This window comes from Serratia sp. 22264 (assembly GCF_052045345.1).
In the GTDB taxonomy this organism is placed as follows: Bacteria; Pseudomonadota; Gammaproteobacteria; order Enterobacterales; family Enterobacteriaceae; genus Serratia; species Serratia plymuthica.
Genome location: NZ_JBQEOY010000001.1, coordinates 253,522 through 268,123, shown reverse-complemented (window position 1 = coordinate 268,123; position 14,602 = coordinate 253,522). Strand labels below are relative to the sequence as shown.

Genomic DNA, 14,602 nt, shown 5'->3' with positions numbered 1-14,602 from the left:
GAGATGAACTCGTCATTAGAACTTCTCGAAGAGCACCGCATGTTCGGTGGCTGGCAACAGCGTTACCGCCATGCAGCGCAGAGCCTGAATTGCAACATGACTTTCAGCATCTATCTGCCGCCGCCGCGTGATGATAACCCGCCGCCGGTGTTGTACTGGCTGTCGGGGCTGACCTGCAATGATGAAAACTTCACGTTGAAGGCCGGTGCGCAACGCATCGCCGCCGAACTGGGTCTGGTACTGGTGATGGCCGATACCAGCCCGCGCGGCGACGATGTGCCGAACGATGAAGGCTACGATCTGGGCCAGGGCGCCGGGTTCTATTTGAACGCCACGCAGGCGCCGTGGGACAAGCATTTTCGCATGTACGATTACCTCAGCGATGAGCTGCCGGCGCTGATCAATCAGCATTTCAGCGTCAGCGATCGCCAGTCGATCTTTGGCCACTCCATGGGCGGCCATGGTGCGCTGATGCTGGCGTTTCGCAATCCGCAGCGCTTTCGTTCGGTATCGGCGTTCGCGCCGATCGTCAACCCTTGCCAGGTGCCCTGGGGGCGAAAAGCCTTCACCGCCTATCTGGGGAACGACGAAAGCCAGTGGCTGCAATACGACAGTTGCCACCTGCTGGCTAACGGGGCGGAAAAAATGCCGGTGCTGGTGGATCAGGGCGACGGCGATCAGTTCCTGGCGGATCAACTGCAACCGGCGAAACTGGCCGAGCTGGCACGCCAGCGCGACTGGCCGCTGACGCTGCGGATTCAGCCAGGCTACGATCACAGCTACTTCACCATCGCCACCTTTATCGAAGACCACCTGCGCTTCCACGCCGAACACCTGTTCCGCTGATAAAAAAATCCGGGCGGTTTAACCGCCCGGATTTCATCAGATACCGTCGAAAAGAAAATCTATTGCGGCTTTCACCTGGGTTCGGTATTGGGATGCATCGCAAAATTCAGCGCCCATGATACGAACGGGAATACTTGCCATCTCATGGGTCAGTTACCCCTTCAGTTTCGGATCCAGCGCATCGCGCAGCCCGTCGCCCAACAGGTTGAACGCCAGCACGGTGAGGAAAATCGCCAAACTGGGGAAAATCGCCACGTGCGGCGCAATCACCATATCGGCTCGCGCCTCGTTGAGCATCGCGCCCCACTCCGGCGTCGGCGGCTGCGCGCCCAGGCCAAGGAACGACAGGCTGGCGGCGGTAATGATGGAAGTGCCGATACGCATGGTGAAATACACCACAATCGACGAAAGAGTGCCCGGTAAAATATGCCGCACGATGATGGTCCAATCCGAAGCGCCGATGCTGCGTGCCGACTCGATATAGGTCAGGTGCTTCAGCACCAGGGTGTTGCCCCGCACCAACCGGGCAAACGCCGGAATGCTGAAAATGGCCACCGCGATAATCACATTGGCCATGCCGCTGCCCATGATCGCCACCACGCCAATCGCCAGCAGGATGCCGGGAAACGCGAACAACACGTCGCAAATGCGCATGGTGATCCGATCCCACCAGCCCTCATAATAGCCCGCCAACAGGCCCAGCAACGTGCCAATCAATCCGCCGGCCAGCACCGAGAACACCCCGGCGGCCAGCGAAATGCGCGTACCCATCAGAATACGGCTAAAAATATCCCGCCCCAGCGAATCCACGCCCAGCCAATGCACCAGCGAAGGGCCTTCGTTCAGGCGGTCATAATCAAAATAGTTTTCCGCATCAAAGGGGGTCAGGTACGGTGCAAACAGCGCTGCCGCCACCAACAGCAACACAAACAGTCCCGCGACCAACGCCACATGCTGTCGGCGGAAACGCCGCCAAAACTCATGCCACGGCGTACGCACCGCGTTAGGGTTGATCGTCGGCATCGCCTTCAATGCAGCGTTACGTCGCCAATGCTTAATCATGCAGCGCCCTCATTTGTAGCGTATCGCCGGGTTGATTGCCGCATACAGCATGTCCACCAACAGGTTAATCAGAATGAACTCCAGAGAAAACAACAGCACCTCGGCCTGGATCACCGGGTAATCGCGCATCTCGACGGAATCGACCAGCAGCCTGCCCAGCCCCGGCCAGTTAAAGACTTTCTCCACCACGATAGAACCGCCAAGCAGAAAGCCGAACTGCAATCCCATCATGGTCACCACCGGGATCATCGCGTTACGCAGCCCGTGTTTCACCACCACCATGGTTTCTCGCACGCCCTTGGCGCGCGCGGTGCGCATATAGTCTTCTTGCATCACCTCAACGAATGAAGCGCGGGTAAAGCGCGCCATCACCGCCGCCACCGCCGCGCCCAACGTAATCGAGGGCAGAATATAGTGCCGCCAGCTGTCGGCGCCCACCGTCGGCAACCAGCCGAGGTTGACGGAAAATACCTGCATCAGCAACATGCCCAGCGCAAAGGCGGGGAATGAAATGCCCGAGACCGCCAGCGTCATGCCCAGGCGATCCGGCCAGCGGTTTCGCCACACGGCGGACACCATGCCAATGGCCATGCCGAAGATCACCGCCCACAGCATGCTGGTGAGAGTCAGCCACAGCGTTGGCAAAAAGCGCGAGCCGATCTCCTCGCTCACCGAGCGCTTGGACACCATCGAGGTGCCGAAATCGCCCTGTAACGCATTGACAAAAAAATGGACGAACTGCTGAGGCAACGGCTTATCCAGCCCCAGATCCTTGCGCACCAGTTGCACCACCGCTTCGTCGGCATCCGGCCCCGCAGCCAGCCGCGCCGGATCGCCGGGCAGCAGGTGAACGAACAGAAACACCAGCACCGCGACAATCAGCAGCGTCGGGATCAGACCCAGCAGTCGTTTCAGAAAATAATTAAGCATGTCGGGTTAATCCCCTCACCCCGCCCCCGAATAGAGGGCGGGGATTGGCGCCTTATTTGAGATCGGCATTATCAAAGTTGAACGAGGTATCCGGCATCACATAGAAACCGCTCAGCTGTTTGTTGTTGGCCGACAGCAGGCGCTCGGTCGCCAGGAAGATCCACGGCGCGTCGGCCCAGATCCGGTCCTGCGCATCCTTGTAGAGTTTTTGCTTCTCGGCGCGATCGGTGGTCGCCAGCGCGCCGGTCAGATCCTTGTCCACCTGCGGGTTGCTGTAAAACGCGGTGTTGAACTGCTTGGGTGGCGCAGCCTGGGTGGAGAACAGCGGCGACAACGCCCAATCCGCCTCGCCGGTCGACGCCGACCAGCCGGTATAGAACATGCGCACGCCGGTGTCTTTCACCCCGACGCTTTCCACCTGCGCGGCACGCTGGCCGGCATCCATCGCGGTCACCGTCACTTTCACCCCAACCTGCGCCAGCTGCTGCTGGGCAAACTGCAGCACTTTCTGCGCGGTGCTGTGATTATGCGAAGACCACAACGTGGTGGTGAAACCGTTCGGGTAACCGGCCTCTTTCAGCAGTTCGCGCGCCTTGGCCGGATCGTACGGCCACGGCTTGTAGCGGGTAGCGAAGTCGATCGCCGGCGGTACTGGGCCTTCCGCCGGTACCGCGTAGCCGGAGAACGCCACTTTGATCAGCGCATCCTTGTTGATGGCGTAGTTCAACGCCTGGCGCACTTTCGGATTGTCAAACGGCTTCTGGGTGACGTTCAGACTGATATAACGTTGCAGGATCGACGGAGCCGCCACCACGTCGAGCTTGGCATTGCCTTCCAGCACCTTGGCCTGCTCGTAAGGGATCGGGAAGGCAAAGGTCGCTTCGCCGGTTTGCAGCATCGCCGCACGGGTGTTGTTGTCCACCACCGGGCGCCAGGTGATGCTGTCGAGCTTCGGCAACCCCGGCTTCCAATAACCGTCGAACTTCTTCACCTTGACGAAGTCGGTCTGGTTCCAGGTCACGAACTGATACGGCCCGGTGCCCACCGGATGGAAGCCAATGTCTTTGCCATACTGCTTCAGCGCCGCCGGGGAAATGATCGCCGCCGCCGGGTGCGCCAGATTGTTGATAAAGGCCGAGAACGGTGCCTTCAACACAATTTTCACCGTGTTGGCGTCCACCACTTCGGTTTTGTCGATCATCTTGAACAGGTTGTAGCGCTTAAGATGGCTGTCCGGGTTGCTGGCGCGATCCAGGTTCACCTTCACCGCCTCGGCGTTGAACTCGGTGCCGTCGTGGAATTTCACCCCTGGATGCAGCTTGAGGGTATAAGTCAGGCCGTCTTTACTCACCTCGTAGCCGTCCGCCAGCACGTTAACCAGCTTCATGTCTTTATCGAAGCCGAACAGCCCCTGATAGAAAGACTTGGCCACCGCCTGAGACAGCGTGTCGTTGGCGTCGTACGGGTCCAACGTGGTGAAGTTGGAAGCCACGGCAATCACCGCATCCTTCGCCGCCCAGGCCGGGCCGGCGCCCACCGCCGCCAGCAGCACGGCGGCCACCAACGCATTACGTTTGAATGTGTGCTTCATGTCGCTTGTCTCTCCTGAGGTCTTTAATAAGCACCGGCGATAGGGTGGCGGGCAACAAAGTGCCCCGGCCCAACCTGTACCAGCGGTGCGGTAACGGGTTCATCGCCCAACGCGCGGATCGGGCTGGGAATTTCATCCACCAACAACGGTTGGCGTTTATGGACATGTGCCGGATCGGCCACCGGCACCGCCGCCATCAGTTTGCGGGTGTATGCGTGCTGCGGGTTGTCGAATACCGCCCGGCGCGGGCCAATTTCGACGATCTGGCCGAGGTACATGACCGCCACGCGATGGCTAATGCGTTCCACCACCGCCATATCGTGCGAGATAAACAAGAATGCGATGCCGAGCTCACGCTGCAGATCGAGCAGCAGATTGACGATTTGCGCCTGAATCGACACGTCAAGCGCCGACACCGATTCGTCGGCAATCACCACCTTCGGGTTCAATGCCAGCGCACGCGCAATACAGATACGCTGCCGCTGGCCACCGGAAAACTCATGCGGGTAACGCCGCGCATGCTCAGGTTTCAGCCCCACGCGCTCCAGCAACCAGGCCACACGCGCCTCCGCCGCCTTGCCACGCGCCACGTTATGCACCAGTAGCGGCTCCATAATCGAAAAGCCGACGGTCAGCCGCGGGTCCAGCGAAGCGTAAGGATCCTGGAAGATAAACTGAATATCGCGCCGCAGGTGCTGCAACGCCGAGCCTTTCAGTTGGTTTATCTGACGGCCGTCAAAGGTGATGGTGCCGTGCTGGCTGTCCACCAGCTTTAGCAGCGAACGGCCGGTAGTGGATTTGCCGCAGCCGGACTCCCCCACCAGCCCCAGCGTTTCGCCGGGATAGAGATCAAAACTGACGTTTTCCACCGCGTGTACCCGACGGGTGACCCGGTTGAAAAGACCGCTGCGCAGGTCAAAGCGCGTGACCAGGTTTTCCACGCGCAGGATCGGCGCTGCGCCCGGCGGCACGGTATCCTGCGGCAGCCCATTGTCTTCGCCGTTGGGCAGAGGAAATTTGGCCGGGAAGTCTTTATCCGCCATCGAACCCAGCTTCGGCACTGCCGCCAGCAACGCTTGGGTGTAAGGCTGTTGCGGCGCGGCGAACAACTCGCGCACCGGCCCTTGCTCCACTTGTTCGCCCTGATGCATCACCAGCACCCGGTCGGCAATCTCCGCCACTACGCCCATATCGTGGGTGATGAAAATCACCCCCATCTGCATTTCCTGCTGCAACACGCGAATCAGTTGCAGGATCTGCGCCTGAATGGTGACGTCCAGCGCGGTGGTCGGCTCGTCGGCAATCAGCAGCGCGGGTTTGCAAGATAACGCCATGGCGATCATCACCCGCTGGCGCATGCCGCCGGAAAGCTGGTGCGGATAACGGTTAAGTACCTCTTTGGCTTCGGGAATGCGCACCAGATCGAGCATGCGCAAGGCTTCTTGTTTCGCGGCGCGACCGCCCATCGCCTGATGCAGCCGCAAAGACTCGGCGATCTGCTCGCCTACCGGAAACACCGGATTCAGCGACGTCATCGGCTCCTGAAAAATCATCGCCATATCGGCGCCGCGCAGGGTTCGCAAGGTGCTCTGACGCGCTCGCGCCAGATCCAGCACCTCGCCGTTGCGCCGGCGAAACGGCATAGCGCCGCTGACGATAGCGCCGCCACCCTGCTCAACCAACCGCATCAACGCGAGAGAGGTCACCGATTTGCCCGAGCCGGACTCGCCGACGATCGCCAGCGTTTCACCGCGATCGATGTCAAATGACAGGTGGCGCACCGCCTCGACGGTGTCGCCCTGTTGGTTAAAACGGATGCCAAGATCGCGTACCGACAGTACGCGCTGCGGCGGCAGAAATAACCCGGAGTCCGCCGCAGGCGGCATTGAAGTATCGGTCATGCACCCTCCTGGTGATCGGTTAGCGATAAATCCCTATGGACGGCGCATCGCCGACATAACCGAAGCCGCGGTACATCCCTTCGCTGTTGAAAGGCAGGGCCACGTTGCCGTGGCGGTCGATGGCGATCAGCCCGCCGCTGCCGCCCATGGCCGGCAGTTTTTCCATCACCACCCGGTCGCTGGCCTGCTGCAGGCTCAGACCGGCGTACTCGATCAAGGCAGAAACGTCGTAAGCCGCGACGCCGCGCATGAAGATTTCACCGGTGCCGGTACTGGAGACCGCCACCGTGGCGTTGTTGGCATAGCAGCCGGCGCCGATGATCGGCGTGTCGCCTATCCGGCCGGCCTGTTTATTGGTCATACCGCCGGTTGAGGTGGCGGCCGCCAGATTGCCTAATGCGTCCAGCGCTACCGCACCGACGGTGCCGAATTTGCGATCGGGGTCTATCGGATCGCCGGCCTGCGCCGCGCCGTCGTGATCGAGCAGCACCCGGCCCTGCTCCGCCTGAGCGCGGTGCAGTTGATCAAAACGTTCCTGGGTAAAGAAGAAATCGGGGGCGACCATTTCCAGGCCGTGGACCGCGGCGAATTTTTCTGCGCCTTCACCGGCGAACAGCACATGTTGGCTGTTTTCCAGCACCGCACGCGCGGCCAGCACCGGATTGCGTATCCGGTTAACGCCCGTCACGGCGCCGGCATCGCAGGTGCGGCCGTCCATCACGCAGGCATCCAGTTCGTGGGTGCCCTGATGAGTGAACACCGAGCCCAAGCCCGCGTTGAACAGCGGGCACTCTTCCAGCAACCTCACCGCCTCGGTGACCGCATCCAGCGCGCTACCGCCCTGGGCCAAAATATTCTGGCCTGCGGCGACAATGCCGGACAGCACCTGAATATATTCCTGTTCCTTTTCTGCACTCAGCGCCGCACGGGTAATTGCGCCCGCACCGCCATGAATGGCAATCACTGGTTTGCTCATTTGCCTGACACCCTGTGTTAATTCCAGCCCTTTTCCAAGACGCCTATCCCCTATGGATTTCAAGTTGCAACCAGGCGGCCAGCTCGGGAGCCGCCAGGTATGCTTGAAATACGACGGGTGTAATTATTATTCAGACTTTTTTCGACTATATTTAGCCCGGCAATCGAAGTAAAGCATAAAGTCGCCGTTCAGCATTTAGCGTAGCCCTCTTAGACCATTTTGCACCTTGAAATAACTTAGTGGAATAAAAACAGGGTGTTAGATCAAAGCATTCACGCAAAAAGTCCTGTCTGGTATTTTTGGCAAGCGCCCTACTTGATGGACAGTCATTTTCCGAAAAAATAACCGATAGCTCTGGATAAATAGCCGTGAAGCGCTCAACCTGCGGTTTTTTCGCAGGTTGAAAGCAGATAATCGATATTCAGAAACCCGATCCTGGCAACAGCAGAAATGCCTCTTCTTCCGGCGTGCTGATCCGGCCTAATATCGCATTACGGTGCGGGTAACGGCCAAAACGATCAATGATCGCCTTATGCCGTAATTCAAATTCCAACTGATCGCCATTATTCAGTTCGGTATACAGCGCCAGTGCCTGCTGATGAATCACCGCCGATTCCGAATGCATAAAGGGTAAATAGAGAAAACCGCGCTGTTCGCGGCTGAGCTGTTCGCATTGCCCGGAGCGGATCGCCTCTTGCGCCAGCACCAGCGCCATGCAGTCGCTGGAAAACGCACGGGGCGTGCCGCGAAACAAATTACGGCTGAACTGATCGAGCACGATCACCTCCGCCAGCCGCCCTTCGATAGTTTCCCGCCAGTGCGCCAATTCACCCGCCGCCGCCGCGTGCCACAACTCGCCAAAACGTACCTGCAACCGGCTGTCGAAATCATCGTCTTTCTTGAACCACATCACCGGATCGATCTCCTCGAACCAGAAGTCTATGACCTGTTTATGCATAACGTCTCTCCCTTGTTAAACTCAGTGTAACCCGTTCTCCCCTTCGGCGTTATCTGCCATAATACTCCCACTTTGCCGCTATTTTTCGCGCACCCTGATTACGGAGTTCCCTTTATGGATCATTGCCATACTTCCGATCTCATTTCCCTTGAGCAGGCGCTGGAGAAGATGCTCAGCCAACTCTCTCCCCTGCAGCAGACCGAATCCATCCCCCTGAACGCCGCCGCCGGCCGCATTACCGCCGCGCCGGTGATTTCACCGATCGACGTGCCGCCGTTCGCCAATTCGGCCATGGACGGTTATGCGGTGCGTATCGCGGACCTGCATGCCAACGCCCCGCTACCGGTCGCAGGCAAAGCCTTTGCCGGGGCGCCGTTCGACGGTGACTGGCCGGCCGGCACCTGCGTGCGCATCATGACCGGCGCGCCGGTCCCAACCGGCGCCGAAGCGGTGATCATGCAAGAGCAGGCCGAGGTGAGCGATGCCGGCGTTCGCTTCAATGCCGCCGTGCGTGCCGGACAAAACATCCGTTTGGCGGGAGAAGATATCCGACAGGGCGCCGGCGTGTTGCCTGCCGGCGTCAAACTGGGCGCTGCGCAGTTGCCGTTGCTGGCCTCGCTCGGCGTCGCCGAGGTGCTGGTGATCCGCAAGTTGAAGGTCGCGGTGTTCTCCACCGGCGACGAGTTGCAACCGGTAGGCCAGCCGCTAGAGACCGGGCAAATCTATGACACCAACCGCTTTGCGGTACGTCTGATGCTCGAACAATTGGGCTGCGAGACGCTCGATTTGGGCATTATCCGTGATGACCAGAACGCGCTGCGCGCCGCCTTCGAGCAGGCGGACAGCCAGGCTGACGTAGTGATCAGCAGCGGCGGCGTGTCGGTGGGTGAAGCCGACTACACCAAACAAATGCTCGATGAGTTGGGCAAGGTCAGTTTTTGGAAACTGGCGATCAAACCCGGCAAACCCTTTGCGTTTGGCAAGCTGAAGCACGCCTGGTTCTGCGGCCTGCCGGGCAACCCGGTTTCCGCCGCCCTGACCTTCTACCAGTTGGTGCAGCCGTTGCTGGCAAAACTGGCCGGCCACAGCGAGTGGCACCTGCCACCGCGCCTGCGTGCACGCGCATTGACGCCGCTGAAGAAGGCGCCGGGTCGTCTTGATTTCCAGCGCGGCGTGTTTGCCAGCAATGCCCAGGGCGAGTTGGAAGTGAGCACCACCGGCCACCAGGGCTCGCACGTATTCAGTTCATTCAGCCAGGGTAACTGTTTCATCGTGCTGGAGCGCGAACGCGGTTCCGTGGCAGTTGGCGAAACGGTGGAAATCGAGCCATTCAACACCTTGTTGAGGAGCTGAACATGCTGCCGGAATTAACCGACGCCGAAACGCTGCGCTATAACCGTCAGATTATCCTGCGCGGCTTTGACTTCGACGGCCAGGAAAAACTGAAGGCCGCTCGAGTGCTGATTATCGGCCTGGGCGGGCTGGGTTGCGCTGCTGCGCCATACCTGGCCGCGGCGGGCGTCGGCCACTTGACGCTGGTTGATTTCGACACCGTCGCCCTCTCCAACCTGCAACGCCAGATCCTGCATCGCGATGCACGCCTTGGCATGACGAAGGTCGAATCGGCTCGCCTCGAGTTGAGCGCCATCAATCCGCATATCCGTATTGATGCCGTGGACGGGCAGTTGAACGACGAACAGATGGCGGCGCACATTGCCGCCTGCGATCTGGTGCTGGACTGCACCGACAACGTAGCGACACGCGATCTGCTCAACCGCCAGTGCCATGCGCAACGCAAACCGCTGGTTTCCGGCGCGGCGATCCGCATGGAGGGGCAGCTCAGCGTATTCACCTACCAGCCGGACGAGCCCTGCTACCGCTGCCTGAGCCGGTTATTCGGCGAAAACGCCCTGACCTGCGTCGAGGCTGGGGTTATGGCGCCGCTGGTGGGCACTATCGGCACGCTACAAGCTCTGGAAGCGATTAAGCTGTTGACGCATTACGGCCAGCCCCTCACCGGAAAGCTGTTGATGTTCGACGCCATGACGATGCAGTTCCGCGAGATGAAATTGCCGAAAAACCCGCAGTGCGAAGTGTGCGGCGGGGAATAGTAAGCATTGGCCAAACGGGTAACCATGCCAGACCGCAGGGCCCCCATTCTGATGAATAATATATAGGGCGAACCATCGCCCTATATTATTCCTGACCCAATAATCTTCTGAACCCGATCGATACTATCCACCCCAAACATCTGTTTGAAACCTTGCCCAGCCAATTACTGAAGCACCCGATATCTGAGCAATTTCACGCAAACCAAGCTCTTTCATTTTTCGTCATCCTTTACATTGATAATGTTGAAAAAAACAAAGGCAAAGCCGCCCAAAAGACATAAAAAAACAATCAATAAAAAGAAATATAAATCTCCACCATGAATACTGTTACCAATATAATTCACAGCGGTGAATATCATAAAAAGGTATGTAGAGCAGCGCATCCATTTCCGAAAAAATATGCCATTAGTTCTAAAAGACTGCATTAATCACCCCTAAAATACTGAAAAAAGCCTCTCGTCATGTGTGATAACGATTATTACTAACGTTTACGCGAGAAAATATCAAGATATTTTCATCCTTATTAAAATCAAGGTAAACAGACTAAAACCAGCAACTACTTCAATATATAAGTCATTCGCATAACCGATTTTTAACGAATTTTATGGCAAGGTTAATTAATGGCATTAACGAACCAGGTAAATATACGGGCAGCTTAAAATAATAAAATTAAGCTTCTACACTCGCTTTCCGATAAATAAAAGACATGCATTCCAGATTTTATGCTTACGGGGAAAAATGCAGATAGTGAACGATATTTGAGGAGTGTATGTCAGAATTTCAACAGAACATTTTACTCTGCACTATAACGGAGACAAAAAAGGCGGGAATGCTCCCGCCTTTTGACTGCCTAAGCAGAGTTAAACGATACCCTGGCTACGCAGATAGTCTTCGTAGTTGCCGGTAAAGTCGATAACCTTGGTCGGCGTCATTTCCAGCACGCGCGTCGCCAGCGAGCTGACGAACTCACGGTCGTGGGAGACGAAGATCAACGTACCTTCGTACATTTCCAGCGCCATGTTCAGCGATTCGATGGATTCCATATCCAGGTGGTTGGTTGGTTCATCCATAACCAGGATATTAGGGCGCTGCATCATCAGCTTGCCGAACAACATACGGCCCTTTTCACCACCGGACAGCACCTTAACTTTCTTCTTGATGTCATCCTGGCTGAACAGTAAACGGCCCAGCACACTGCGCACCGCTTGCTCGTCGTCTTTTTCCTGCTTCCACTGGCTCATCCAGTCGAATACCGTCAGGGTGTCATCGAACTCGTATTCGTGATCCTGAGCGTAGTAGCCGATCTTGGCGTTTTCGGACCACTTCACGCTGCCGCTGTCCGGCAGGGCGTCGCCCACCAGCGTTTTCAGCAGCGTGGATTTACCGATACCGTTCGGGCCCAGTACCGCCACTTTCTCGCCCACTTCAACCATCAGATTGAACTTGCTGAACAGCGGGCCGTTATCGAAGCCTTTGGTCAGCGCTTCCACTTCCAGCGCGTTACGGAACAGTTTCTTGTCCTGATCAAAACGGATGAACGGGTTCTGACGGCTTGAGGCCTTCACTTCTTCCAGTTGGATCTTGTCGATCTGGCGGGCGCGAGAAGTCGCCTGCTTGGATTTGGAGGCGTTGGCGCTGAAGCGGCTCACGAACGATTGCAGTTCGTTAATCTGTGCCTTCTTCTTGGCGTTGTCCGCAACCAGACGCTCGCGCGCCTGAGTGGCCGCAGTCATGTATTCGTCGTAGTTGCCCGGATAAACGCGCAGCTCGCCGTAGTCCAGATCCGCCATGTGAGTACAGACCATGTTCAGGAAGTGACGGTCGTGCGAAATGATGACCATGGTGCTGTTACGATCGTTCAGCACCTGCTCCAGCCAGCGAATGGTATCGATGTCCAGGTTGTTTGTCGGTTCGTCGAGCAGCAGGATTTCCGGATCGGAGAACAGCGCCTGCGCCAGCAATACGCGCAGTTTGAAGCCCGGCGCGATCTCGCTCATCGGGCCGTAATGCTGTTCAACCGGGATGCCTACGCCAAGCAGCAGTTCGCCGGCGCGCGCTTCGGCGGTGTAACCGTCCATCTCGCCGTAAGCCACTTCCAGATCGGCCACTTTATAGCCGTCTTCTTCGCTCATTTCGGCCAGACCGTAAATGCGGTCACGCTCTTCCTTCACCGCCCACAGCTCGTGATGGCCCATGATGACGGTGTCCAGCACGCTGTATTGTTCGAAAGCGAACTGATCCTGACGCAGTTTGCCCAGGCGTTCGTTCGGATCGAGGAACACGTTGCCGCCGCTCGGCACCAGATCGCCACCCAGAATTTTCATAAAGGTGGATTTGCCGCAGCCGTTGGCCCCGATCAAACCGTAGCGGTTACCGCCGCCAAACTTGACGGAGATGTTTTCAAACAACGGCTTACTGCCAAACTGCATAGTGATGTTGTTAGTGCTTAACACAGCGCTCGCTCTTCATATCATTGGGAATGTGATTTGGCGCGCATTATGCCATAACGAGGATAAGAGATCGCGGGAAGTTTCGGTGACAATTTGAGCAAAGGTGCGGCGGCAGAGGATCATGCGCTTAACCCGACATGCCGGCCCCGTGGCTCGGCGTAATGCAAGCCCGCCCGTTGACGGAGGGATACCGGTGAAGCTATTACCACTTGAAGGTTGTCATGAGCCACTTCCCCAAGAAATAGAGTAATTCAGTAAATTTACTCACATGCATCCATGATTTAAAATACCAAAATATAAATGTTTAAATTTTTCTTTTCTTAGAATATCTGCTTTCAATATCGAAACATCATCATTCCACTCTTTTTCAAAAATGGATTTGCCGTCGTTATTATTTAGTTTACCTAGTTGCTTCAATCCACAAGCTGCATAGAGTTTACTTTCTGGCGTTGCCTTGGGATTATTGGCTATTCTCAGGAAAATATCAGTTGCGTTCTTGCTTTTAAGAATATCTATTACAGCAACTTCCCCTTCACTAATCTTGCCAGCAAAGCCATTCATACCTAAGGAAAAATAACCAACCTGGGATAAGTTACTTTCTATAGTTTTATAATAATTTTCATTTGCGTAGCCATAGAGAGAACATAACGAAGTAAAAAACAAAGTAGTAACTATAAAAATCCTTTTCATAAAGCCCACCCCATTCACAAATCATTTACCTTATGCCAACCTAACCACATAAATAAAATCATTGCAAATAGAAAACTTATAGCCACATTAATAAAATGAATCATTAAAACTTATAAAATAGCTTGATTCATATACTCTTATTATACGAGCATCAACCATAACCTTACTTTTCTTCAACCATTTTTTTGAAACCGCCCCGCCCCCCAAACATGCCGAATGCGGTAATCCCCCATCCGGCATCCTGACTCGTTAATCGGGAAAACGGCCGTTGATGTGCGAGTAAGGCGCTGCATCACCGAACAGCGGTTCGGAGCTGCCATCGGCCAGAAAACCTGCCGCCAATCTGGCGGTGTGCGTCCACAGGCTTTGCGGGATCCATGAGCCGACGCTCACCCGGCGTACGCCAAGCGCGGCGAGTTGCTCCGCCGGCAAAAGACCAGGCCAGGCGATCACATTAAGCAGCAGATCGGTTTGGCCGGCAATTTCACGGATCTGTTCCGGGTCCGTCACGCCCAAAACAAACAACCCATCAGCCCCCGCCTCGTGGTAACTCTTGGCTCGACTCAGCGTTTCACTGACTCGCCTGGCGGCAGGGACCAGGCTGCGCGCATAAACGTCCGTGCGCGCATTGATATAAAGTTTAATCCCCATGCGCTCCGCGACATTACGCACCTGGGTGATTTTCTCGCACAAGATCTGCGGCGAATCCGCCCCATCCTGAATATTGATGCCCACCGCACCGGCGTCAATAAAGCGCGCCACCCGGCTTTCCAGGCTGCCTTCTTCATCCGGGTAACCACTTTCGATATCCACGCTGAGCGGCACTTTAATGACGCGCGCGATCGCCGCAATGCTCGCCAGATGCGGGGCTAACGGTAACCTGTCGCCATCGCGATAGCCCAACGACCATGCGACACCGGCACTGGTAGTGGCGATCGCGGCGGCACCGAGGCTTTCAATCAACAATGCGCTGCCGGCGTCCCAGGCATTGGGCAGGCGTAATGGGTGTGGCTGACGGTGCAGATTGGCAAAAACGGCGGCATTATTGTGAGTGTCCATAAGGTTCTCCCGATAAAAAACGCATTCT

12 protein-coding genes and 1 pseudogene are annotated in these 14,602 nt (G+C 56.7%); 3 read left to right on the top strand and 10 right to left on the bottom strand.

Annotation, left to right across the window (positions count from 1 at the left end; all coding sequences use genetic code 11):
- Positions 1 to 3: 3 nt before the first annotated feature.
- A complete protein-coding gene (fghA, locus tag ACTJJ1_RS01355) occupies positions 4 to 846 on the top strand; it encodes an S-formylglutathione hydrolase (RefSeq protein ID WP_004942338.1) in 843 nt (280 codons plus the stop codon).
- A gap of 36 nt (positions 847 to 882) precedes the next feature.
- Here fghA and ACTJJ1_RS01350 read toward each other — a convergent pair.
- The 7 genes and pseudogenes from ACTJJ1_RS01350 to ACTJJ1_RS01320 all read right to left on the bottom strand — a co-directional run.
- A pseudogene (locus ACTJJ1_RS01350) lies at positions 883 to 999 on the bottom strand (CcdB family protein); the annotation flags it as partial.
- Positions 1,000 to 1,908, bottom strand: coding sequence for a glutathione ABC transporter permease GsiD (gene gsiD / locus ACTJJ1_RS01345; protein WP_004942335.1), 909 nt, complete (start codon positions 1,906 to 1,908; stop codon positions 1,000 to 1,002).
- A 9-nt stretch (positions 1,909 to 1,917) separates the two neighbouring features.
- Positions 1,918 to 2,838, bottom strand: a complete 921-nt coding sequence (gene gsiC / locus ACTJJ1_RS01340) for a glutathione ABC transporter permease GsiC (protein ID WP_440832084.1) — start codon at positions 2,836 to 2,838, stop codon at positions 1,918 to 1,920.
- Positions 2,839 to 2,890: 52 nt separating this feature from the next.
- Entirely contained in the window at positions 2,891 to 4,429 is a 1,539-nt protein-coding gene (gene gsiB / locus ACTJJ1_RS01335; protein ID WP_004942332.1) for a glutathione ABC transporter substrate-binding protein GsiB, read from the bottom strand.
- 23 nt (positions 4,430 to 4,452) lie between these two features.
- Positions 4,453 to 6,330 (bottom strand): dipeptide ABC transporter ATP-binding protein, encoded by a 1,878-nt coding sequence (locus ACTJJ1_RS01330; protein ID WP_122289582.1) that lies wholly within the window; start codon positions 6,328 to 6,330, stop codon positions 4,453 to 4,455.
- Between the two features lie 19 nt (positions 6,331 to 6,349).
- Positions 6,350 to 7,306, bottom strand: coding sequence for an isoaspartyl peptidase/L-asparaginase family protein (locus ACTJJ1_RS01325; protein WP_440832082.1), 957 nt, complete (start codon positions 7,304 to 7,306; stop codon positions 6,350 to 6,352).
- Between the two features lie 421 nt (positions 7,307 to 7,727).
- Positions 7,728 to 8,264, bottom strand: coding sequence for a DUF924 family protein (locus tag ACTJJ1_RS01320; RefSeq protein ID WP_122289583.1), 537 nt, complete (start codon positions 8,262 to 8,264; stop codon positions 7,728 to 7,730).
- A gap of 114 nt (positions 8,265 to 8,378) precedes the next feature.
- Here ACTJJ1_RS01320 and moeA point away from each other — a divergent pair, with 114 nt between their 5' ends.
- Complete coding sequence (moeA, locus tag ACTJJ1_RS01315) at positions 8,379 to 9,617, top strand: molybdopterin molybdotransferase MoeA (protein WP_440832080.1); 1,239 nt, start codon at positions 8,379 to 8,381, stop codon at positions 9,615 to 9,617.
- Between the two features lie 2 nt (positions 9,618 to 9,619).
- Complete coding sequence (gene moeB, locus ACTJJ1_RS01310; protein ID WP_004942322.1) at positions 9,620 to 10,375, top strand: molybdopterin-synthase adenylyltransferase MoeB; 756 nt, start codon at positions 9,620 to 9,622, stop codon at positions 10,373 to 10,375.
- 860 nt (positions 10,376 to 11,235) lie between these two features.
- Here moeB and ACTJJ1_RS01305 read toward each other — a convergent pair.
- From ACTJJ1_RS01305 to ACTJJ1_RS01295, 3 genes are all read right to left on the bottom strand, one after another.
- Entirely contained in the window at positions 11,236 to 12,828 is a 1,593-nt protein-coding gene (locus ACTJJ1_RS01305; RefSeq protein ID WP_004942319.1) for an ABC-F family ATPase, read from the bottom strand.
- A gap of 261 nt (positions 12,829 to 13,089) precedes the next feature.
- Positions 13,090 to 13,515: an MchS3 family protein gene (gene mchS3, locus ACTJJ1_RS01300; protein ID WP_409443377.1), complete on the bottom strand. Its 426-nt coding sequence runs from the start codon at positions 13,513 to 13,515 to the stop codon at positions 13,090 to 13,092.
- A gap of 249 nt (positions 13,516 to 13,764) precedes the next feature.
- The gene (locus ACTJJ1_RS01295) at positions 13,765 to 14,574 is read right to left on the bottom strand and encodes an isocitrate lyase/PEP mutase family protein (RefSeq protein WP_409443376.1); all 810 of its coding nucleotides are present in this window, start codon (positions 14,572 to 14,574) and stop codon (positions 13,765 to 13,767) included.
- Positions 14,575 to 14,602: the final 28 nt, after the last annotated feature.

Excerpts from the sequence above, each read along its gene's own strand:
- gsiC (WP_440832084.1), bottom strand. The coding sequence starts at position 2,838 with ATGCTTAATTATTTTCTGAAACGACTGCTGGGTCTGATCCCGACGCTG.
- ACTJJ1_RS01295 (WP_409443376.1), bottom strand. The coding sequence starts at position 14,574 with ATGGACACTCACAATAATGCCGCCGTTTTTGCCAATCTGCACCGTCAG.
- mchS3 (WP_409443377.1), bottom strand. The coding sequence starts at position 13,515 with ATGAAAAGGATTTTTATAGTTACTACTTTGTTTTTTACTTCGTTATGT.
- ACTJJ1_RS01325 (WP_440832082.1), bottom strand. The coding sequence starts at position 7,306 with ATGAGCAAACCAGTGATTGCCATTCATGGCGGTGCGGGCGCAATTACC.
- gsiB (WP_004942332.1), bottom strand. The coding sequence starts at position 4,429 with ATGAAGCACACATTCAAACGTAATGCGTTGGTGGCCGCCGTGCTGCTG.
- fghA (WP_004942338.1), top strand. The coding sequence starts at position 4 with ATGAACTCGTCATTAGAACTTCTCGAAGAGCACCGCATGTTCGGTGGC.
- ACTJJ1_RS01330 (WP_122289582.1), bottom strand. The coding sequence starts at position 6,330 with ATGACCGATACTTCAATGCCGCCTGCGGCGGACTCCGGGTTATTTCTG.
- moeA (WP_440832080.1), top strand. The coding sequence starts at position 8,379 with ATGGATCATTGCCATACTTCCGATCTCATTTCCCTTGAGCAGGCGCTG.
- ACTJJ1_RS01320 (WP_122289583.1), bottom strand. The coding sequence starts at position 8,264 with ATGCATAAACAGGTCATAGACTTCTGGTTCGAGGAGATCGATCCGGTG.
- gsiD (WP_004942335.1), bottom strand. The coding sequence starts at position 1,908 with ATGATTAAGCATTGGCGACGTAACGCTGCATTGAAGGCGATGCCGACG.
- moeB (WP_004942322.1), top strand. The coding sequence starts at position 9,620 with ATGCTGCCGGAATTAACCGACGCCGAAACGCTGCGCTATAACCGTCAG.